The following is a 20,154-nucleotide window of genomic DNA, read 5'->3' on the forward strand; positions in this document are numbered from 1 at the left end:
CGGGTCCCGCCGCGGCCCGGTCACCCTGCTGCCTGCGCTTCCGGGCCGGTATTCCGCGCTTCAACCGCCATCTGGGCGCCTACGCTCCCGGCGAGCTCGCCCATCTGGTGGGCGATCGTTGCGATGTCGGCGTCCGGGCCGGTGGTCTGCACCAGGAGCAGCATGTTCTCACCGGCCTGCGTGATCAGGCACACGTATTCATGCATCTCCAGCAGAACCTGCCGCACCCCACCGCCGTCGAACTCCTCGCTGTACGTCCGCGCCGCCCCGCGCAGGCTGGAGGTGATGGCGGCGTGCCGCTCCCCCTGCTCCTGGGTGATGGAGGACGTGCGGGAGTGCAGCAGGCCGTCAGCGCTGATCAGGACCGCGCACCTGACTCCATCGAGGGTGCCGAGCTGCTTGTCGAGCAGCCAGCCGAGCGTGTTTGCGTGCGTGTCGGTGAACATGATCAGGCTCCTTCGCCGGAGGTGGGGGACTGACGTGCACGCCGGGTGCCGGTCGCCCATGCGGCGGCCACGCCCGCACGGCCGGGGAGCGACGGTCCGGGGTCGGCCGCGTGCCGAGGGCCGACAGCCGTGTTGCGCTGCCTCACCGTCAGACCGGTGGAGGTGGTCGCAGGTGCCGGCGCCTTCGCCGCGGGCGTGGCGGCCTCGATCGTGCCCACGGGGACACTGGTCAGCAGAGCCCGCGGGAGGAAGACCTGCGCGGAGGTACCCCTGTACCGGTTGGGGGCTTCCAGGTCGACGCTGAAGCCGTACTCGCGAGCCAGCCTCGCGGCCACGGGGAAGCCGGTCCGCGGGTGCGCGCCGAGGCGGGTGACGGTCTCCGTTTTCTCGCCCCCCAGGATCCTGCGGGCCAGGACCAGTGCCTCCCGGTTCATCTGCAGACCGCAGTCGTCGATCCTCACCGTCACGCCGTGATGGCCCTCCAGCAGCCGCACTTCCACAGCGGCGGACTTGGGCGAGTACTTCAGGGCGTTGTCGAGAAGCACGGCAAGGGTATGGACGGCCGGGCCGACGGCCCGGCTGACCACGCCGACGTCGGACTCCTCGCACTTGATCCGCTCGAAGCCGTCAAGGTGGCCCATGGCGGCGTGGATCACGTCGGTGAGCGAGGTGGCCGGCCAGCGGCGCGACAGCTTCCCCCCGCCGAGGATCACATAGCTCTGCGCGGCCAGCAGCAGCTGCTGCACAAGACGGTCGATGGTGACGAGCGTGGCGTACGCGTCATCGTTCGCGTGCTGCCGGACGCCCTCGCTGATCTGCCGGCTCACCCGGGATGTGGTTGCCACCAGGGAGGCGGCGAAGCTGCGCACCGCCGCTTGGGCGGCCTCCTCAGCTGCGTGCCGTGCTTCGGCGGTCTTGCGGTCGGCGGCCTGCGTGACCTTGGATATCTGGACACCCGTTGCCGTCTCCGCGTCGTACTGCACCTGCCGCAGAGCCCACGCCACGGAGTCGACGACGGCTCTCACCCGCTCGGCCACCAGCGCGCCCGTCAGCCCGTTGGGCATCTCAAGGGTGAAACCCTGTCCGGACCCGCGCCGGACAACGGCGGCCTGCAGTGAGGGCACGATGTCATCTGCTACCTGCCCCAGGAGCAGTTCGGTATCCCGCAGCTGCGCAGCGAGGGTCTCGGCGTGCCGGTGGAGCCTCTCGGCCCTGCGGCGTTCCGCACGAAGACTTCCCCTCAGGTGCCAGGCCGCGCCTCCGCCCGCCAGAGCCAGCGCCGACGGCACGACGACAGTCGCGGCCTCTATTAATGTGGTCATCAAATCCTCACGGGCTGACGGTGGAATCCAGCTGCGTCGGGCTGCGGCCGAGGCGCTGTGAGCAGGGGCAGAGGATCGTTGAAGACCCGGCTCCCGTTGTTGCCGAACCGGTCTGGGCGCAAGCCCGGGCTGGAACTCGGCGGGGGCACGGAGCGGACGCCGGCGCGGAGGCGGCGCACGGGCCACGGGCCATGCGTGCGGTCACCGGAACCGGGTACCAGGATCAGCAGCCACTCGAACAGAGCGGTGGCCTCGTCCGGTTCGCCGGCGAACGTGTCGACCGGCCAGCACATGAGCGACGGTCTCGGCCGCCGAAGCGGCGTTTCCGGGAGAGGGCGCAGCCGGGCGGGCGCGATGCCACCGCATAAGCAGCTGGGCTGTACCGCTGCCGGCAGGGGCGCAGCGGAGCCAACTTCCATGGCCTGTCTCCTCGAGTCGAGTCGAGCTCAGAGGAGTGGAGGCCGCCTGCCGTTCTTTGGCCAGGTTGTCCGTTCCTGTGAGGGGAAATCCGCGAATCCCCACCGGTAGAAGGCCGTGGTGGAACATGGCCCTGCAGGGTGAGGTTCGTCTGGTAGCAAGCGTGAGCGCCTCATCGTGGCAGCGGTATCAAAACATGGCCACTTCGTGGCCATGTTGAGAGTAAGCGGCAGTAGAGCTTGGCGCTATGAAGGCATGAAATGGGCCATGAAAAGGACGAGAAAGTCCCTTTGACTGCCTCTCTGAGGCAGCCTCCGGTGACGGGTGCAGGGCTTCGTGCCGGTGGATGTCCCATCCGGCGTCCAGGGCGCGCCAGGCGAAGCCGGTCTCCTGATCGCTGTTTGTGACACCGATGGAGGCGCTCGGCTACATGATGCCCTTCCACTTCCAGGGCCGGGGGCCATGGTGGCCGCGGAGGCAATCCACGCGGTACTGCGCTTGCTCTCGCCAGGCCGGGTGACTGGCCGCGTGCTGCGCGGCGTAGGAGACCATGCGCAATTCACGGGCTCCGGCCAGGATGTCGTATCCCTGCCATAAGGTGACGTCGTAGCCGTACAGCTCGCAGAATTTCGCGTACTCGGTTGCGGTGACGGCGCCAGTGGTGTGCGCGCGGACAGCGGTGGAGACCAGATCCCATTCGGGTGGCCCTACGGAGAACCGCTCCAGGTCCATGAGTACGGTCTGGCGTCCGGCGCGCACGATGTTGCCGGGCCAGGCGTCGCCGTGGACGGCACGGTGAGGAAGCCCTTCCGCAAGACCTCCGGTCCAGTGCTGGATGAGTTCGTCGTGGAGGTCGAGAAGCCACATCCGGTCTCGCTCGGTAAGCGTCCCTGCTGCGGAGAGGCGCTCCGGAATGCGCGCGAACGGGTTGAGTCGACCGATGTCGAAGTCGGGGGCGGGCAGCGCGTGCAGTGCCTTCAGGGCCTTGGCGACATCCGAGAAGTTCCCGTGCTCGTGCGGCGGCAACTCTTCCCAGAAGGTCACCGGCCGGCCCGCCGCGAGAACGGGCTGGTAGACGGACAACGGGTTGACCGTCGGGATGCCGGCGTCCAAGAGCCAGCGCGCGACGCGGACTTCGCGCGACGCTGCGTAGCCCTGGCCCGGGCGGGCGATCCGCACGATGACGCCGGTGGGGAGGCGCCAGATCTCGTTTTCGGCGATGCGTATAGGTTCTGCACCGCGGGGATCGATGCCTGCGGCGGCGCACGCTTCGCGTACGACGACGGCCAAGGGCTGGGCCGGGATCATCATGCGTGCACGGTAGCGGCGATCCGCTCGCGGAGGATGGCCGTCCCCGGGAGTCGAGGATGACGGCCGGCGACGCGGCCGAGTTCACGGAGGTCGTCCGCTGCACGGAGCGACGTGAGTCCGGCCCCGAGGTCCAGGGCCGTGTTCCCGAGCGCGACGGCTTCGCTCGGGTCACCCCGGTACATGACCAAAGACGCCAGCTTGGTGCAGGACATCGCCCTGGAGCGCTCAAACCCCGGGCTGTGCCCGTGTACCGCGCGCTGGAACCGGGTGACCGCCTCGGCCGGGTCGTGGGTGTCGATGCCGACGGCAAGATCGAAGAGCGCGTGGGCGGTGTCGCCGTTGTGCTGGGCCTCGTCGTAGTAGGCCATCCAGGGTGGGTCCTCCTCCGGGCGACGCCGGGAAAAGGCGTCGTCGGCCGCGCCGATCGCGGCCAAGGTCCCTTGTACGTCGCGGAGCTTTCCGAAGGCCCTCGCCCGCGCGGTGTGGAGCATCGCGCGCTCGGTGGCGGTCAAGCGGTCGGATCGGACGAGGCCCTTCTCGGCGTGGGTGAGAGCGTCGTCGGCGTCACCGGTCCAGGCGGCTTGACGGGCGAGGAAGCTGTAGCCCTTGGCACGCAGGTGCCAGTGCTTGCCCTCTTCCGCGCACTCGACCGCGACCTTGAAGGCGAGCCGGGCTTCCTCGTGCTGGTGGACATCGAACTGGCTTGCACCGGCGACGAGCCCGAGGCGGGCGACGGCGGCAAGGAAGTCGAGGCGCAGCTGCGGTGGGCAGTCAACCGACAGCAGCCTGATCGCCCACTGGACGCAGGCGCCGGACAGCTGGCTGATCAGGCCGCCGCCACCGTGCCGGTTGTCCCAGCCGTGAAGGCCATGAGCGATGTCCTGCAGGCGGCGGATCTCGGTCGGGGTGATCCGTACGGGCAGAGGCGGAGCGGTGGTGGGGGTGAGGAGGCGGGCCAGGTCCAGCGGCGCGGCGATGGCCAGGCCGCCGAGGGCGAGGAGAGTTCGACGGTCCACGGGCACAGGGTCAGAACTCCTCGTTGCTACGGATGCGCTACCTCCCTCCAGGATGCTCCGTGCGGCCTGCCCTGCGATGGGATCGGCAGGGTGCCGAGGCCTTCCATCCGCATCAGGGCCCCGTTTATCCGCATCGCCGAAGGCCATGGCCCAGGCCCTTGTGAAGAGGCCGCCGGTTTCGAGGAGGTCGTCGAGCCGGCGGGCCAGGTCCCTGGGGCAGCGGTAGACGCCCCTTTCGACCTTGAGGATCACGTCCACGCTGACCTGCAGGTCTGCCGCCAAAGGACCGGCGTTGTGGTAGCCGGCTTCCTTGCGGCGGTGTATGATCTCGTGGCCGAACCAGGCCTCAGGAGAGCTGGCCGGGTCGAGGACCTTCTCCGGCTGCGGCATCGCAGACCCGACCTCCTCATGCGGATTTCGCGAGGTATCCGCATCGACCTCTGCCCATGCGCCGGGCGCACTGCCTCAATGGTTTCTGACCGGCGCACACCCAGTACACACCGCAACCACCGCAACCAGGGCCCCGTAACGGGGTTTCAGGTCAACGGAACCGGACCAGACATGGCGACGACACCCCTCGATCTCACCCGCCTCGAACGGACGCGGAGCAGCCTTCACGCCCGGCCGGGTCACATGGATCTGGACCTCGACCTGACAGAGCGCTCGATCCACCACGCCGGGCGCCTGCTGGTGGAGGGCGTGCGGATGTGGGGCCTCGACGAGCTGGCCCCGGACCTCGGCCTGGTGGTGACGGTGCTCGGCGATCGCGGTCTTCACATCGTGCGGGAACTGGCCGCCAGCGTAGCCATCACGCCGAGCCCGGGGGGCGGAAAGGACATCGTGGTCATCATCAGTACCGCCCCCGGCATCCTCGCCGCTGATGCAGTGGCCGCCTGAGGTCCAGGCGAAGTGTCCTCTGCGCACAGCAGTTTCTGCCGGCTGTACCGCCGGATCCCGCACTCACCCGTGAGCAGGAGTGGTCGTGAATCTCATCGAGGAAGGGCTTGCCGTCGGCATCCCCGCCCCGACGGAAGACGCCCTCCGGTCGGTCCGGCCCTCGCGGGTTCACGACGTGTGGGCACGTGGCAAGGACTTCTACGAGGCGGACGTGCTCGCCGCCACCGCGATCGGTGAGGCGTTCCCGCTCCAGCAGACCGCGGTCGACATCACCCGCGAGTACGGGGCGTGGAGCGTGCACTGCCTTGCCGAGCGTGGCTTTACCCAGTTCCTGGACCTGGGATCCGGCTTCCCGCCGTCCCGGCGTCAGGATGTACCGGCGATTCTGTCCTTGAGTACGCACGAGATCGCCCACCGCGTTCAGCCGGAAGCACGCGTCGTATACGTCGACGTAGATCACGACGTGATCGCTCATTCCCGCGTTCTGTACGTCGGGCGCACGAGCGGTCCGGAACCGGCGGCCGTCCTCGCCGACATCACCCACATGCGATCCCTGATCGGCAGACTGACCAGCGGCCGGCTCCTGGACTTCGCCTCGCCGGTTGCCGTCCTGCTGCACGACGTCCTGCCGTGGATCGAGGACGGCCCCGTACAGGAACTGATGGCCGACCTGCGGGACCTGCTTCCGGCCGACAGCGCCGTGTCCGTCAGCCACGCCACGGCGCGGCTTCGCGCCCCGGGAGTCCGGCGGGTACCCACCGTGTACCGGGCCCACGGGATTGCCTACCGGCAGCGCCGCCTGAGCACTCTGCGGCCGCTCTTCGGCGCATGGCCGGACTTGCGCGGCGGCGCTCGTGTGGCGTTGGCCCCGGCCGCCCGCTACCACCGCGAGCACAGCCGGTACCAGGACCCCGTCCACCTGTCGTCGGCCTACGCCGGCATCGCGGTGAAACCCCCTCGCATCGCCCGCACCAGAACGGAAGGACCTTCGCAGTGAAGCTGTTGCCGACGAGGGTTGTCGGTCGTCACCGCACGTGCGGTGACCGCGAACACCATCGCCAATGCGCCCGTCGCCGCGTGCCCCAGCCGGTTTACGCGCTCCGGACACCGGTCGTCCGGTCCCTTGACGACACCGCCGTGGGAAGCAGAGAGCCGCCAGGCGGCCGCTCGGGCCGCGGCAGTCGCGTACTCCCCGTACGCACTGGTCCGCCCGGACCAGGAGACGGTCAGCCCACTCGCCGAGGCGGCGCTCGCCCGTGCACGGCGAGCCCTGGCCAACGTGACGGCCGAGGGCATCGTGGCCGTGAGCCGCACGGTGATCAGCAACCGGAGGCTTCTCCACCATGCTCTCCGCGGAGAGCATGGTGGGCGGATGACGCGTCGGGTGTCTTCGCTTTCCTTCTTCGTCCGTGAGGAGCCGGCATGGCAGTCCTGAACGACGTGGCGCCGGCCAGTGTGGTTGTTGCTTCCACGGCCACCTGGTACTCCCAGCGGGCCGCCCTCCACCAGCCCCCGCGAGCCCGGCCCGATCGGCAAGACACCCCCCAAAGCCGCCGGTCCCGTACGGCGGACCTGACACCGCAGTGCGGGACCGGCACCACCGGACCAGGCCCCACACCCGTAGCCGGGGCCTCCGCCCACTACCGGGTCGAACCGGGACCCGGCCGCCGTCTTGCAAGAGATCGGGCTTGAGCCGGCCGACAGCGAACAGTTCCTGGATCCTGCTTCACCCCACGCTTGGAGCACGACACGATCTGACCCCGTATCCATTCCCGAACCATCAGGAACACTTTGCATTGGAGCGCCACGTTGACCTACCAGGCTCCCGACTTGAACCTGACCGATCCGACGAATGGCTATCTGAACTTCGTCCTCATCACCGAGGCACGGCTGGGCATCGCCTCGGCATCGCAGAATGGCGAGGTGTCCATCGAGCCCCGGACACCTCATGCTGAGGAGTGGGTGAGCAGGCTGGTCCGCTGTGAGCCCAACGCAATGCACTGCATGCTCGTGGAGCCAGAGAAAATCCCGGCCCTCTTCCACCCGTGCGTCGAAGAGGACAAGAACAGCCCGTCTGCCGTCCGCGACCCGGGCTGCGCGTGCCGTCGGACCCTCTACGACCCCGCGTTCGGACTGCCCGTCGTGGGCGAGCATTTCGAACGCCCGGGCGAAGATGGCGTGGACCAGTGGACCTACCGGACGTACGCCCCCCTTGATCTCCGCCCCGATGACACCTTCAGCCGTTTCATCGTCAGCCGCGGCCTGTTCTGGGCCCGAACCGCGAAGGGACTCCTGTCGATCCTGCCGCAACGCCGCGCTCTTGGTTACGGCATCGGATACCGCGGCGGAGGGCCGCACGCCCTGGCTGCCTACCTCAGCCAGGTCGCCGAGACTGACGGACGGAACACGGCAGCCGGTGCCCTCTACGAGAAGGCGCATCCCGCGATCCTGTCCTGGACACAGAGCGGCCCGGCCCACCGTGCCACGAATGAGCTGACGCTGCACGACCTCAAGGCCATGCAGCGGGTCTGACCGACAGCGCGAGACGGGCGTCGAGTTCACGAGACCGACGATGCCCAAGTATCGCCAGGGGGTGTCGTCGAAAAGGTCACGGATCGTGAGGCTGAGGTTGAGATTGAGGTTTGAACGGTGCAGAGGACGAGGCGGCCTGGTGAGCGAAGAACGATCTCTGGTGATGGATGCCCAGCTCCCGGGGCTCTCGGAGTCTCCCTGGAAACCATGTGCGAGGTCGTCAGCCGACTGCTGTCCACCCCCATGGCCGGGCCCCTCCCCGGCCCCTTACGCAGTCGATTCGATGCCTGGCCTCAGTGCGGGCGGCCGGGTCCTGCTCGGCGATCTGCAGGGCGAAGGAAACCAGCTGCAACTCACGGATGGCGCGGAGGGTGGAGTAGCCCTCCCAAGACCGGACATCGTGGCCGTACGCCGTCACAAATCGCCTGTAGGTTGCCTCGATGACGCTGCCGAAGGTGTCTTGCGCGGCGGCCGTGTACGTCAAGTCCCACTCCGGGGGGCCTATGCAGGTCCACTCGAAATCCAAGAGGACCGGCCCGTCAGCGGTGATCGCGCAGTTGCCGCCCCAGGCATCGCCGTGAATGACAGACCTGGGTAGACCTTCGGGGAGCCGGCGCCAATCTGCGCGGAGCTTGTCGAGACGGTCATGGAGAAAGGCACGTTCGGCCGGGGTCGGCAGCTGTGTCGCTTCCAGCCGCTCAGCGATACGGAAGAAGGGGTCGAGGGTCCCAAGTTCAATGTCCGGTACCGGAAGCCGGTGGAGATCGCGCAGGAGGGGTGCCAGTTCACCTGCAGTATCCGGGCGGTGAGGTGGAAGGACCTCCCAGAACGTCGCCGCGCGCCCTCCTGCGTGGACGGGCTGCTCAAGCGATAGCGGGCGAACCGCCGGAAAGCCCTGATCGGCCAACCAGCGTGCGACGGCAACCTCACGAGCGGCAGCCCGTTCACGGCCAGGCCGGGCGATCCGTACGACTCCCACCGATGGCAGGAGCCAGACATCGTTCTCCTCCAACCGCAAGGGTTTCGCGCCTGCCGCCGAAAGCCCGGTTGTCTCGACTATGTGCTGAAGTACGACACGTGACTGGTTCAGGCGAGCCGCAGTGAGAGCCATACCCAGACGCTAGTCCCCATGGGCTGGAACAGTCCGACAGGTCGGCAGATTGGCCAAGAGCTGGGCGGCTGATCAGGCCGGGGCGGCGATCGAGCCGCTCGTGGCCCCGTCCCCCGACCTGTGGGCACCCCCCCCGGCTCCCCCGCGCCCACGGCTGTCCCGGCTTCCGGACCGCAGCGGGCCGCCCCATGTTGTCGCCCGCTGAGATCCGCGGGCTCGCAACTTCCCCGACCACACCCGCCATCCCGGACACCATGTACACGCTGAGGGGGGCACGGCCGTCACGGCAGCGAGTCCGCGTGGGCCCGCCCGCGCCAACGGAACGTGCGGGGACGCCGGGGCCGACCGGGACCCCCGGCGGGACACACGACAAAGCCTTTGTGCAGGCGCCGGTCCACCGCATAGGTTCACACCACGACCACGACGTGTAGCTCAGCAGCAGAGCGCCGGGCTTCCTACCCGGAGGGCGCAGGGGCAGAACCTGCCGCGTCGGCCATGAACGCACACGCTGACAAGCAGCTCCCGAACCGGTCCGCTTCGAAGGCAACCGCCGAGGCGGTGTCCGAGGCCGCACCGGTGTCCGTGTCCGCCTCCTACGCCGCGGGCCGGCTGGCCCAGGCCGTGCGGACCTCCGTCCTCCACGAGGACACCGCCACGCGCGAGCGCGCCCGCTTCCGGGCTCAGCAGTGGCGTCAGGTCCTGTCCGGCATCAGCTCGGGCTCCCTGGCCATCGGATCGCGCACCCCGGTGGCTGCCCTGCCCGCCTGGGTGACCCCGGACGTGGTCACCGGCGGTTTCGCCACCGGCTCCGCCACGGCCGGCGGACCACTGCTGCCGTACGAGGAGGAAGCCGCCCGGCTGGCCGGCGTACCGGCGACCCGGTCGGAGCTCTTCGCCCACTTCCTGACCGACGACGGCCTGGTCCGCCTCTGGTCCCTGCTGGACAGCGGGCACTACGAGATCCACGTGCCGGAGGAGGCCGCGCTGGCCACCGTGGCCTGGCTGGTCCGCGCCGGGGACTTCGACGCCGCCACCGAACTCGTCACCGTGCTGCGCCCGTTCGCCGACCGGCTGCGCTTCCTGCCGCGCCCCACCGACCGGCCCACCCCCGGTGCGGGCGCCGTGCACCGCCGGACCGTCGGCGACGCCGCGGCTGCGCTCGCCCGCCGCCGGCCCAACGCGGCCGTGGAGACCCAGCGGGAGGCACTCACCGTCTGGGCGCCCTTCGAGGACGAGCTGCTCGCCCACCGGCTGGAGGCCGCTTCGGGTACGCCCCGCCCGCGCTGGCAGGCGGACGGCGCCGCTCTGCTGGCCCGCTACGGGTCCCTCGCCGCCGCGCACACCCGCTGCACCAAGCACCTGGACCCGAAGTCGAACGCCGCCATCCTGCGCCGGGCCCTGGAAGAGGAGCTCGCGGGCCGCGTCCTGGCACCCCGGCTCGCCGGACTGCTGCGCGTGGCCGTGACCTCGATGGTCACCAAGCGCGGCGCACCCGGCTCTCCCGGGCATACCCGGCTGCGCCGGATCCAGGCCCATCAGGCGGCGCTGCCCTCGCACCACGCGCTGGCCGCGCTGGTGCTGCGCCGTATTTCCCGGCTCGACCAGGCCGGTGGAACTGCCGACGTGGACACGCCGCTGGCCCCGGTGAGCGAGCAGGAGTCCCTGGAGACCGGCCTGCCCGTGGGCGCGGCCGTGCCCCCGGCGATCGGGAACTGCGTCCGCACCGCGCTCAGCGCCCCGCTGGAGGAGCTGGTGGCGCGCGGAGTGGTGCCGTCCGCCGAGGTACTCGCGGAGCTCGTGCCGCAGCTCGTCGCCGCTGTCACCGCCGACCAGTACGCCGACAAGCCGCTACGGAACCTGATGGCGGGCACCTACTGCGCCTTCCGCAACCGCCGCTCCCTGCTGCTGCTGAACCTCCAGCACCAGGTGCGGATCGAGGAACTCCCGTGGCTGCGGGCGGTCTCCGCGCACCGGAACGCCGACGCGGGCGCCCACGAGCAGGCCGAGGAGGCACTGCGCCGGCTCGGCGAGCTGGCCGTGTCCGCCTTCCCCGCGACCGTGCTGCCCAATCCGCTGGTGCGGGAGCTGTCACACCTGGGCCGACAGGCCGAGCTGGGCACGCCGTTCGTGGAGGAGCTCGCCGCCGACATCTTCATGGGGACCTTCAGCCCGAAGTTCCTCGTGGCCGCACGGATCGCGGCCGACCTCCTCGAAGGGAGCCTGTACGAGCGGTACTACGCCATCGACTACGCGCGGCTGCGCCGGATGGCGGTCGCGCATGCCGCCGACACCGCGCAGCGCGGCCGGCCGTCCCGCAGCGCCGAGGAGTTCGCGAAGCTGTGCGCCGAGCGTGCCGGGACCGACGGGCTGAGCTGGTGGCCGGCCGTGAACGGCATGGTGATCGAACAGGCCCAGATCCTCACGACCCACAACCTGGCCACCCTGGCCGCCCGGGTGAGGATCGCCCCGCCGACAGGCTGGGCGGCACTGGCCCGGGACTGCTTCGACATGGTGTGCCGCCTGGTGAACCGGATGGCGGGCCAACCGATGCTGTCCACCATCAAGGACACCGCGTACGCATGGCGACAGATGCTGTTCCACCTCTCCCTGTGCGAGGAGACCGAGCGGGCGGCCGTGCTGGCGTGGATCGAGACGGACATCGTGCGCCGGCCACCGCTCGTCCAGGCGCGGCTGGCCCCGGCCCTCGCCGGGCTGCGCCTGGTGGCGGCGGGCGCCTCCTTCGGAGCGGACGGCACGGGAGAGCACGGCCGTGCCCGTCGGCTGCTCGGGTGGAGCGCCGACGGGCACTGGATGCGCGCCGACGAGGTGCTGAAGTAGAGCCTCCCCGTGAACCCGTTCCCCGGTCCAGGCCGGACCGTGCCCGGCGGGCCGCCGAACGCGCCTCGGCACAGGCCGAGCCGCTCACGGCAGCCGGGCATCACCGCGCCGCCGCGTCGCGGCTGCGCCGTTCCCCGGAACGGCAGGAAGCCGCCTACGGCCTTCCCCTCGCGTCCACCACCGGATGGTGGTCCGGATTCCTGGACACCGACCTGCCGGAAGAGTCCACCCGCGAGGACGGGCACCGCACCTTCGCCGTGATGGAACGCGCCGTCTGCCCCGGGGCACCGGCCGCCGCATGGTACGAGCGCCTGGGCTACGAACGGGTGGGCCTGACCCAGGACGGCGGGCAGCTTCACAGATTCGCCCGTCCGGTCACAGCACCAGGCACCGTGCATAGTGTGCTCATGGATCGATTCGTGGGTCAGGCCCGCCTCGAATGGTGGGCCAATCAGTCGACTTGCCTTGAGATGTACGACATCGACATCACCGTCACTGTCGACGCGGTCGGCACGTTGCGGGCAACCGGTCGGCATGCCAACGCCCTCGACACGACCCAGCGCGAGGGCTGGGACTTCCTCATGGAGATGGATCCCTACTTCTCCATCGCGTTTCCCGGCGAGGATCGCGGCGGGATCATGGTGCGAGTCGTCGAGGCGGAGAACGGCACCCTCTCGCTCACGGAGGCACCGGACCGAGACGGCTCCGCGAACGGCACCTTCGACCTCACCTGAGTGCAGCCCCCAAGGGCAGGAACCCGACTTCGCTGCCGTGCCGGTGACGTAAGCCGCTCCGAACACCCTGCCGACCAAGATCGGGCACAAGATCCACACTCAACTCATCCTGAAACGATCGGTTAGCCTGGCCAGTCAGGTCCGAACGATCGGGAAGAGATCATCGTGACAACCGTCCTCATTGCCGGAGGTGCCGGCTACATCGGCAGCACGGTCGCCTCGGCTTGCCTGGACGCGGGCATGACCCCCGTGATCCTCGACAACTTGGTCCGAGGCCGCAGAGAGTTCACCGAGGGCCGCACCTTCTACGAGGGCGACATCGCGGACGGCACGCTGATCGACCGGATCTTCTCGGAACACCCGGACATCTCCACCGTGGTGCACTGCGCGGCACTCATCGTGGTGCCCGAGTCCGTCGCGGACCCGATCGGCTACTACGAAGCGAACGTCAGCAAGAGCTTGTCCTTCGTCAGCCACCTGCACCGCAACGGCTGCGACCGCATCATCTTCAGCTCCTCGGCCTCCATCTACCAGGCCGAGGACGGCTCGCCCGTCAACGAGGACTCGCCGCTGGCGCCGCAGAGCCCCTACGCGCGGACCAAGGCCGTGTGCGAGGGCATGTTCGCCGACATCGCTGTGGCCGGGCCGCGTGTGCTGTCGTTGCGGTACTTCAACCCGGTCGGGGCCGACCCGGAGCTGCGCACGGGCCTGCAGCTCAGGCGTCCCAGCCACGCCCTGGGCGTGCTCATCCAGGCGCACCGGGAAGGTCGCCCGTTCCCGATCACCGGTACGAACTACCCGACGCGCGACGGTACGGGCATCCGGGACTACGTACACGTCTGGGACCTCGCCGCCGCCCACGTCGCGGCGATCGAGCGCTTCGACTCCATCCTCACGGAGTCGAAGCGCTCGATCGCGATCAACCTGGGCACCGGCTCCGGTACCACCGTCCGGGAGCTGTGCGCGGCGTTCAACAACGTCGTCAGCACCCCCCTGGCCACCGTCGACACCGAGCCCCGCCCCGGTGACGTCGCCGGCGGCTACACCAAGAGCGACCGGGCGGCCGAGCTGCTGGGGTGGACGCCGAAGCTGTCCGTGGAAGAGGGCATCCGGTCCGCCCTGGACTGGATTGCGGTGCGCGACGAGCTGCTGAAGGACTGATCCGTCCTTCCCGCCTTCACCCTTCCCGGGCGTTCCGGGCCGGGTGGAGGCGGGATTCGAGGGCGAGCAGGTACCGCACGGCGGGAGCCGGCCACGCGGTGTCCCACAGGCGCGCGGCGCTGCCCACGACTTCGGCGAGCTTCGGGTGGGGTGGCCGGTCGCTGAGGAGGAACGGGTCCCGGACACGGGCGGCGGCGGACACGCGGGGTGCCGGGCGAGCACGTCGAGGGCCTCGAAGCCGCCCTCGCTGAACCCCGGCCGATGGATGGGCCGCCGCTCCTGTTCGCCGGGCGCGGCGAGGACGGTGGGCACCACCGAGCAGTTCGTGCTGCTGTTGACCAGGCGCTGGAGCGGGGTTTCGGTGTCGCGCCGCGACCACCCTTGAGGGCACCGCCGCCGTCCTGTTGGCCACGGCCGTCGTGACCGGCTCCCCGCTCGGCGACAACGCTCTCACCAGCACTCTGATCACCGTGGCGCCTACGACGGCCGGGCCCGCCGCCCGCGCGCCGAGGCCCTCCGGGCGGTGTGCACGTGCGGATGGCGCGGCACCGCCGTACCGCTGCCCGAGCCACTGGCCGCGCTCCTGGCCGCCACCGCCGCGGCCTCGCCACTGGCCGCGCTGCGCGCCGCCGGTGTGCCGGAGCGGATCGCCGGCCGCGTCGGCCGGGAGACAGCCGGTGCGCTGCGCGACGACGGCATGTCCGCCGAGACGGTGGCCACCGCGCTCGGCAGCACCTACTCCAAGGCCCTGGTCCTGCTCCTGCTCCTGACCGCGCAGGACGGGTAACCGCACGCACCACGGAGTCCGCCTCGTCGGCAGGAGCGGGGCGTTGCGGAGCGTGTCGGCCGCAGGCCTTGATCACCCCGGTCTACGGTGGAACCGAGGTCCGGCGCCGCGTCATTTCGGGCGAGCGTCCCAGGAGCGGTCGTCGAGGCCGTCGGGGCGCCCGCCCCGTACGCCTTCACCTGCGAGGAGCGGCACATGGATCCGACACCGAGGACGACCGGCAGCATCCCCAACGCCGACGCCGTATGAGCTCGGCGGCACATGCGATCTGAGCTGCCGCCGGGCCCGGGAGGCAATCGGCCGTGACCCGACAGAACCCCTCCGAAACGGACCGTATGAGCCCGCGCGAGCCGGGGCCGAGATCTGCTGTCCGCACCGAGAGCCGCTGGCCGATGGCCGCGGCGGTCATCGCTTCTGCGGTCCTCACCCTGCTTCTGCCCGACGACCTGCGTCTTGGACCGCGATGGGCGCTTCCCCTGGCCGAAGGCCTCCTGCTGGTGGCGCTGATCTCGGGAGACCCCGGGCGGATCAGCCGGCGCTCCACCGTCCTGCGCTCGGTGGCGGTCGCTCTGGTCGTCGTGCTCGTGGGCAGCGCCATCTGGTCGACCGTCCGGCTGATCGACGATCTCATCCACGGCGGGCACGAGACCAGCTCCGCCAACGCCCTCCTGCTGGCCGGCGGCAGCGTCTGGGCCTCCACCGTTCTCGCCTTCTCCCTGCTGTACTTCGAACTGGACAGCGGCGGACCGGCCGCGCGGGCCCACCACATGCTCCCCACTCCGGCGCTCGCCTTCCCCCAACAGCTCAGCCCCGAACTGAACGCCCCGCACTGGCGCCCCCACTACGTCGACTACCTCTACCTCGGGTTCACCAACTCCACCGCGCTGAGCCCCACCGACGTCATGCCACTCGCCCCCTGGGCCAAGAGCGTCATGACCCTCCAGTCCGTCCTCTCCCTCATGATCCTCGGACTCGTCGTCGCCAGGGCCGTGAACGTCCTGGCCTGAGACGGCCCGACGGCGGGCGTCCGACCACAGGCTGCCGGGCGATCCGGCGATCCGGCGATCCGGAGGCCGCGTTCCGCGACAGCCATCGCCGGGGTGGGGTCCTCGTGCGGGAGCCCCCGGCCGGATGTGTTCCGGCCGGGGGCTCCTGTCATGAGCGGGGCGGGGCGGGGCGGGTGGGGTGCGGTGTCGGTCAGCGGAGCGGCACCACGTTTTCGGCCTGGGGTCCCTTGGGTCCCTGGGTGACGTCGTATTCGACCTTGGCGCCTTCGGCGAGTTCCTTGAACCCGGTGGTCTGGATGGCGGAGAAGTGGACGAACACGTCGGGTCCGCCGTCGTCCTGCTGAATGAAGCCGAACCCCTTCTCCGCGTTGAACCACTTCACAATGCCTGTTGCCATCGGTGTCCCTTGTCGACGTGCCGCACGGGCCGCGGTGTGCGGCCGGTCCTGATCGTGCCCATCCGCACCACACATCACACGTCCGCGCTCGCCGTGCCCGCCGCGCCCGCCGCCCCTGCCGACGACAGGACCCCCGTCACCCGCAGCTGTCCGGGCGGCGACCGGTACTACGGCGACCCCGACGCTCCGAGCCTCCGGGCACGGCGTGGTCGCCCTGCTCTGACCGCCTTGCGGTGAAGGGTCCGGGGAGTCGGGCGCGGGGCCGCGTACAGGGTGCCGTTGCGGGCGCGGGCCATGGACAAGCCGCCTCGACCGCATCACCGCCGACTCGGTGGCTCCACAGTCACAGCAAGGCCGTCAGGCGCTGAACGCTGCGGCTGCCCTCACGGCGTACGCCCAGGGGGATCAGAGCGGCGTGGGCCGGCAGGCGCACGCCGCCGGTGAACGCCACCCGCGTGCCCGGGCCTTCCGGCGCCGCCGCCACGCCGAGCAGCAGGAACCGGCTCTGCAACCAGCACCAGCCGGGCTGCTGCACCCCGCGCAGTCGTGCCCGCATTCCGTACCTGCTGCGCGCCAGCGCCTCTACATGCTTGCCCTGCCGACGGACGACGCGCAGCCGCTCCATGTCGGGCACGACCTGCCCGAAGGTGCCTTCCAGGTCGCCCAGCAGGGACCAGACCCGTTCGAAGGGGGCCTCGATGTGCGCCTCGGTGACGTAGGCGCCGCGAATACCGCCGGCCAAGGCGTGCAGGCGGCGTACGGGGTCAAGGTCGGTGATGAGCCAGGGCTCGTTCATGACGTCCACGCCTTCCGAAAGGTGTTGCGGGCCCGGTGCAGCCGCGACTTGAGGGTGCCGGTGCGCACGCCCAGCAGGGCGGCGGCGGTGCGCTCGTCGAGGCCCTCGATGTCACGCAGCATCAGTACCGCGCGGTGTTCGGGGGAGAGCCGGCCCAGTACGTCCCTGATGTCGGCGGAGAGTTGCGGGTCGCCGCGGGCGGGGAGCGCGCTGAGATCGGCCGGTACGGTGCGGGCGGCGCGGTGCGCGGTGCGAATCGCCTCCCGTACCGCGATGGCACGGACCCAGCCGTGCAGTGCGGCCGGCTCCTTCAGTGTGCGCAGCGACTTGAAGACCGCCACCAGGGCTTCCTGCGCAGCGTCCGCGCCCTGGCCCAGGGCTATGGGCGCGCAGACGCGGCTCACGTACGGGGCGAGGACGTCGAGGAGTTCGGCCATGGCGAGAGTGTCGCCACGCTGGGCGGCTCGCACGAGCCGGACCGTCCGGTCATCGGGTTGTTGATCAGACACGGGCCGTATCCTTCCACCGCGCCACGCGCAGAGCGGCGACGGCCAGGACGGCACACAGCGGGGTGTAGAGAACGAGGTTGAGCCAGTGGAAGGCGGTGCCGGTCTCCTTGGCGAACAGCCAGTAGATGCCCGCCAAAGCCCGCAGTGAGAGGCCCGCGGCCACGGCCAGGGTACCGACGCGGAGTATCAGAGGGCGGGGCCGGCGCGAGTGGGCGAGGGCGAGGACGAAGGCGGCGGCGGTGAGGAGCAGGGCGACCAGAGGAAGCAGGATCGGTGGGGTGAACGGAACTTCCGTCCCGAGAACTGCGTGGGACAGGCTCTTGTCGTCGGCCGCGGGCCATGTGGCTCCCGTCGTCCAGTACAGGTGGAGTACGGCGTCCATGGTGAGCACCGAGGCGACGAGCGCGGCGGCGCGGGTCGGGGCGGGGGCAGCGGGCCGGTACGGCATGGGTTCTCCTACGTCGGCGAGGGGATTCCGTCGCCCTGGTGAGGAGCCTTCCGAGCGAAACGTTCCCTCGGAGTACGCAGTTTTTTCGGAGGCGCGTGAGGCCCACCCGGGACCCGGCTGCCGAGCAGGCTTTCCGTGCCGCGGCGGTCAAGTGCGTCAACGGCAGGGCGAAGGAACGCGAGCAGGACCCGCGCAGTGCCTGCGGAGCTGGCCCGGCCGTGTCGTGCCCGGTCCCGTCTCTTTCACTCTCCGGTGGTGTTTCGCCTGTGCGGGGTGGGGGAGTAACGGGTTGCTGCCGGCCGCGGTGTTCGCGGGCTGGGGCGGATCGGAAAGGCGTGTCATGGCTCAGGGGACTGTGAAGTGGTTCAACGCGGAGAAGGGGTTCGGGTTCATTTCGCCGGATGACGGTACTCCGGACGTGTTCGTGCATTTCTCCGAGATCGATGCGTCCGGGTTCCGGTCGCTTGAGGAGAACCAGCGGGTGGAGTTCACCACTGGCCAGGGCCCCAAGGGTCCCCAGGCGCAGCAGGTCCGCCCCATCTGATCCGTTGTCGCCTGACCGCTGCCGCGGAACCCGACCCTGGCCCGGCCGAGCTCGGCGAGCTGCGCCCGGTCGGGCCGGTCGCGGCGGGCTTTCTGGTTGCCGATCCAGATCCCGGTGCGGTGTTCGGTGCTGTGGGGCAAGCCGCGCGACGACGGCCCGCCCCGGCGTTCCGCCAGGACTGCGCGCGTGGTCGGCCGGAGGCCGTACGGGGCCGAGGTGTCGAGGGCAACGATCTGCATGGTCCCCAAGGCCCCTCGTCGGAAGCCTTTGCCCGGGGTGCGGGCCGGGCCGCTGAGCGGCCCGGCCCGGCCCTTCGGCGGATCAGGAGATCAGGCGTGCACCGGGCGCCAAGGGGTGCGCTGGCGCTCGCTGCCCTTCACGACGCACCCACGCAGCTTGTAGGGGTGACCCTCGGGCAAGTTGCCGGATACGACCTTCATGCAGATCGCCTTGTGGCCGCGCGTGGAGGCGATGCGGCCGTTGCTCAGCTCGGCCTCGACCGCCCAGCCGTCGGGGCTGATGTCCTTGGCGACAAGGGAGTCGCCCGGGATGTCCGGCGCGGGCTGCGGGTCCGCGTTCCACCGGACGAAGCCCATGTCGTGGCCGTCCCGGGGGCTGGTGATGTGGACTGTGAGCGATCCGTCCGCCGACATCGCAGCATGACCCGAGACCCCGGTCGTGGACACCGAGACGTCGATGTCGGGCGCGAGGTCACCCGAACAGGGCGGACGAACCGAGGACCGCACCGATGCGCTTGTGTATCGGACTCGTGATTTCCTTCGTTCCCGCGCATGACAGCACACCGCCGCACGCACGCTCTCCGCCAGCCTCGAACGCCGCCGGCGGTCAGTCAAAACCACTGTAGCCAGGCTCATTTGAGACCCTACTGACGGGTACCCTCCGGATCGGCGGCGCGCCCGACAACGCAGCGACGTGCGGTGCCTGCCGGGCAGCGCGGGGCCCGGCAAGATCCGGAAGACACGCCCTGGCGCCACTGGGAGTGCGCTGAGTGTGCTCGTCCGCCAGGGCGGCTGTGGCCGGCAAGCGGGTTCCGCCCGGTACTCGGGCTGCACCCTGGCGGGGCGGCGTCCCGTCGCGTCGCCGACTGGTCCCCATGACAGGCGGGGGCGGGCCGGGTTCTCCCCTGAGCTCGGCCTGTGGTGCTATGCCAGGCGCTTCTTCGGCCGGGGTGCGGCGTCCAGGAGTGCCCACCAGGCGTGGCCGTCGTGGTCGGTGTGGGTGCCGCAGGCGTCGACGGTGCGCAGTACCACCACGTCCGCCGGCACCGGCCCCGCGTCCTTCTGGTCGTCGGTCTGGTGGTTGAGGACCATGACGAGGATTTTCGAGTCCTGGTCGGCGAGGTGGACGCTGACGCGTTTGCCTCCGGCTGCCACGGCCGTGTGGACCAGGCCGTGGACTGTCTTGAGGAAGTCGTGCTCGTCGAGCAGCGGGTAGTTCCACTCGGCGATGGCGAGCGCGGCCTGTCCGGCGGCCTTCTTGGCCGCCCACTGGTCCGCGCGGAAGGCCAGCACCCTTGCCCGCCGACTGGTGACGACCAGCCGCGCAGGCGACCCGGTGAGCGATTTCGGCTTCGTCGCCGGCTGCGGCCGCGGCGGCTCCACCGGCTTCTTCTGCGGCGGCGGCGACTTCGGGGGGAAACTCGGCGGAACCATCGGACCCTTGGCTTCCACGACCTCGCTCATACCGCGCCACGCTACGCCGCTCGACCCCCTCCGCGCACCGGCGTCGACCCACCGCGGCGCACAAGCCCGAGCCACCGTCCGACGTCCTCGCCGTGCCGGGTCACTCCGGGGACGCTCGCGGCCGGGCGGGAGCCTTCGCCGACGAGCTGCCCGCCGGATCGATCCATCCGCATCGCAC

Annotated in this window: 21 protein-coding genes and 1 tRNA gene; 10 read left to right on the plus strand and 12 right to left on the minus strand. The window is 70.3% G+C overall.

The features are described from left to right. Positions 1-20 precede the first annotated feature (20 nt). From ACFY0D_RS35010 to ACFY0D_RS35025, 4 genes are all read right to left on the minus strand, one after another. Positions 21-446: a roadblock/LC7 domain-containing protein gene (locus tag ACFY0D_RS35010; protein WP_390801952.1), complete on the minus strand. Its 426-nt coding sequence runs from the start codon at positions 444-446 to the stop codon at positions 21-23. Positions 447-448: 2 nt separating this feature from the next. Next, on the minus strand, positions 449-1,768 hold the full coding sequence (locus ACFY0D_RS35015) for an ATP-binding protein (RefSeq protein WP_390801953.1): 1,320 nt from the start codon (positions 1,766-1,768) through the stop codon (positions 449-451). Positions 1,769-2,611: 843 nt separating this feature from the next. Then, a complete protein-coding gene (locus ACFY0D_RS35020; RefSeq protein WP_390801954.1) occupies positions 2,612-3,496 on the minus strand; it encodes an aminoglycoside phosphotransferase family protein in 885 nt (294 codons plus the stop codon). After that, positions 3,493-4,512: a hypothetical protein gene (locus tag ACFY0D_RS35025; protein ID WP_390801955.1), complete on the minus strand. Its 1,020-nt coding sequence runs from the start codon at positions 4,510-4,512 to the stop codon at positions 3,493-3,495. The genes ACFY0D_RS35020 and ACFY0D_RS35025 overlap by 4 nt, the downstream gene beginning before the upstream one ends. Before the next feature lie 633 nt (positions 4,513-5,145). Between ACFY0D_RS35025 and ACFY0D_RS35030 the strand changes: the two genes are divergently transcribed. From ACFY0D_RS35030 to ACFY0D_RS35040, 3 genes are all read left to right on the plus strand, one after another. Then, a complete protein-coding gene (locus ACFY0D_RS35030; RefSeq protein WP_390801956.1) occupies positions 5,146-5,409 on the plus strand; it encodes a hypothetical protein in 264 nt (87 codons plus the stop codon). Between the two features lie 85 nt (positions 5,410-5,494). Continuing rightward, complete coding sequence (locus ACFY0D_RS35035) at positions 5,495-6,406, plus strand: SAM-dependent methyltransferase (RefSeq protein WP_390801957.1); 912 nt, start codon at positions 5,495-5,497, stop codon at positions 6,404-6,406. 833 nt (positions 6,407-7,239) lie between these two features. Further along, positions 7,240-7,941 carry a hypothetical protein gene (locus ACFY0D_RS35040; RefSeq protein ID WP_390801958.1) on the plus strand — a complete coding sequence of 234 codons (702 nt, stop codon included), beginning with the start codon at positions 7,240-7,242 and terminating at the stop codon, positions 7,939-7,941. Between the two features lie 220 nt (positions 7,942-8,161). Here the strand turns inward: ACFY0D_RS35040 and ACFY0D_RS35045 are convergent, their stop codons facing one another. After that, positions 8,162-9,052: a phosphotransferase enzyme family protein gene (locus ACFY0D_RS35045; RefSeq protein ID WP_390801959.1), complete on the minus strand. Its 891-nt coding sequence runs from the start codon at positions 9,050-9,052 to the stop codon at positions 8,162-8,164. A gap of 421 nt (positions 9,053-9,473) precedes the next feature. Here ACFY0D_RS35045 and ACFY0D_RS35050 point away from each other — a divergent pair. The 4 genes from ACFY0D_RS35050 (at position 9,474) to galE (ending at position 13,785) form a co-directional block, all read left to right on the plus strand. Beyond that, positions 9,474-9,548 (plus strand) — tRNA-Gly (locus ACFY0D_RS35050). Further along, positions 9,548-11,890, plus strand: a complete 2,343-nt coding sequence (locus ACFY0D_RS35055; RefSeq protein ID WP_390801960.1) for a hypothetical protein — start codon at positions 9,548-9,550, stop codon at positions 11,888-11,890. Before ACFY0D_RS35050 ends, ACFY0D_RS35055 begins: the two co-directional genes overlap by 1 nt. Positions 11,891-12,150: 260 nt before the next feature. After that, the gene (locus ACFY0D_RS35060; RefSeq protein ID WP_390801961.1) at positions 12,151-12,624 is read left to right on the plus strand and encodes a hypothetical protein; all 474 of its coding nucleotides are present in this window, start codon (positions 12,151-12,153) and stop codon (positions 12,622-12,624) included. 165 nt (positions 12,625-12,789) lie between these two features. After that, entirely contained in the window at positions 12,790-13,785 is a 996-nt protein-coding gene (gene galE / locus ACFY0D_RS35065; protein WP_390801962.1) for a UDP-glucose 4-epimerase GalE, read from the plus strand. Between the two features lie 16 nt (positions 13,786-13,801). Here the strand turns inward: galE and ACFY0D_RS35070 are convergent, their stop codons facing one another. After that, positions 13,802-13,987 carry a hypothetical protein gene (locus ACFY0D_RS35070; RefSeq protein ID WP_390801963.1) on the minus strand — a complete coding sequence of 62 codons (186 nt, stop codon included), beginning with the start codon at positions 13,985-13,987 and terminating at the stop codon, positions 13,802-13,804. 321 nt (positions 13,988-14,308) lie between these two features. Here ACFY0D_RS35070 and ACFY0D_RS35075 point away from each other — a divergent pair, with 321 nt between their 5' ends. Then, positions 14,309-14,572 carry a hypothetical protein gene (locus tag ACFY0D_RS35075; protein ID WP_390801964.1) on the plus strand — a complete coding sequence of 88 codons (264 nt, stop codon included), beginning with the start codon at positions 14,309-14,311 and terminating at the stop codon, positions 14,570-14,572. A 302-nt stretch (positions 14,573-14,874) separates the two neighbouring features. Continuing rightward, positions 14,875-15,579, plus strand: a complete 705-nt coding sequence (locus tag ACFY0D_RS35080; protein ID WP_390801965.1) for a hypothetical protein — start codon at positions 14,875-14,877, stop codon at positions 15,577-15,579. 190 nt (positions 15,580-15,769) lie between these two features. Here ACFY0D_RS35080 and ACFY0D_RS35085 read toward each other — a convergent pair whose 3' ends face one another. The 4 genes from ACFY0D_RS35085 to ACFY0D_RS35100 form a co-directional block, all read right to left on the minus strand. After that, positions 15,770-15,976 carry a cold-shock protein gene (locus ACFY0D_RS35085; RefSeq protein WP_390801966.1) on the minus strand — a complete coding sequence of 69 codons (207 nt, stop codon included), beginning with the start codon at positions 15,974-15,976 and terminating at the stop codon, positions 15,770-15,772. A 343-nt stretch (positions 15,977-16,319) separates the two neighbouring features. After that, positions 16,320-16,772 carry a hypothetical protein gene (locus ACFY0D_RS35090; protein WP_390801967.1) on the minus strand — a complete coding sequence of 151 codons (453 nt, stop codon included), beginning with the start codon at positions 16,770-16,772 and terminating at the stop codon, positions 16,320-16,322. Next, a complete protein-coding gene (locus tag ACFY0D_RS35095; RefSeq protein ID WP_390801968.1) occupies positions 16,769-17,281 on the minus strand; it encodes an RNA polymerase sigma factor in 513 nt (170 codons plus the stop codon). The genes ACFY0D_RS35090 and ACFY0D_RS35095 overlap by 4 nt, the downstream gene beginning before the upstream one ends. Next, complete coding sequence (locus ACFY0D_RS35100) at positions 17,274-17,729, minus strand: DUF3995 domain-containing protein (protein ID WP_390801969.1); 456 nt, start codon at positions 17,727-17,729, stop codon at positions 17,274-17,276. Before ACFY0D_RS35100 ends, ACFY0D_RS35095 begins: the two co-directional genes overlap by 8 nt. Positions 17,730-18,069: 340 nt before the next feature. Here ACFY0D_RS35100 and ACFY0D_RS35105 point away from each other — a divergent pair, with 340 nt between their 5' ends. Continuing rightward, on the plus strand, positions 18,070-18,273 hold the full coding sequence (locus ACFY0D_RS35105) for a cold-shock protein (RefSeq protein ID WP_030832902.1): 204 nt from the start codon (positions 18,070-18,072) through the stop codon (positions 18,271-18,273). Between the two features lie 329 nt (positions 18,274-18,602). On the opposite strand, the gene ACFY0D_RS35110 is transcribed toward ACFY0D_RS35105, so the two are convergent. Next, on the minus strand, positions 18,603-18,926 hold the full coding sequence (locus ACFY0D_RS35110) for a hypothetical protein (protein WP_390801970.1): 324 nt from the start codon (positions 18,924-18,926) through the stop codon (positions 18,603-18,605). Positions 18,927-19,436: 510 nt separating this feature from the next. Further along, the gene (locus tag ACFY0D_RS35115) at positions 19,437-19,976 is read right to left on the minus strand and encodes a hypothetical protein (protein WP_390801971.1); all 540 of its coding nucleotides are present in this window, start codon (positions 19,974-19,976) and stop codon (positions 19,437-19,439) included. Between the last annotated feature and the right edge of the window lie 178 nt (positions 19,977-20,154).

Origin of the sequence: Streptomyces sp. NPDC001502, assembly GCF_042894785.1 — a bacterium.
GTDB classification, from domain to species: domain Bacteria; phylum Actinomycetota; class Actinomycetes; order Streptomycetales; family Streptomycetaceae; genus Streptomyces; species Streptomyces kutzneri.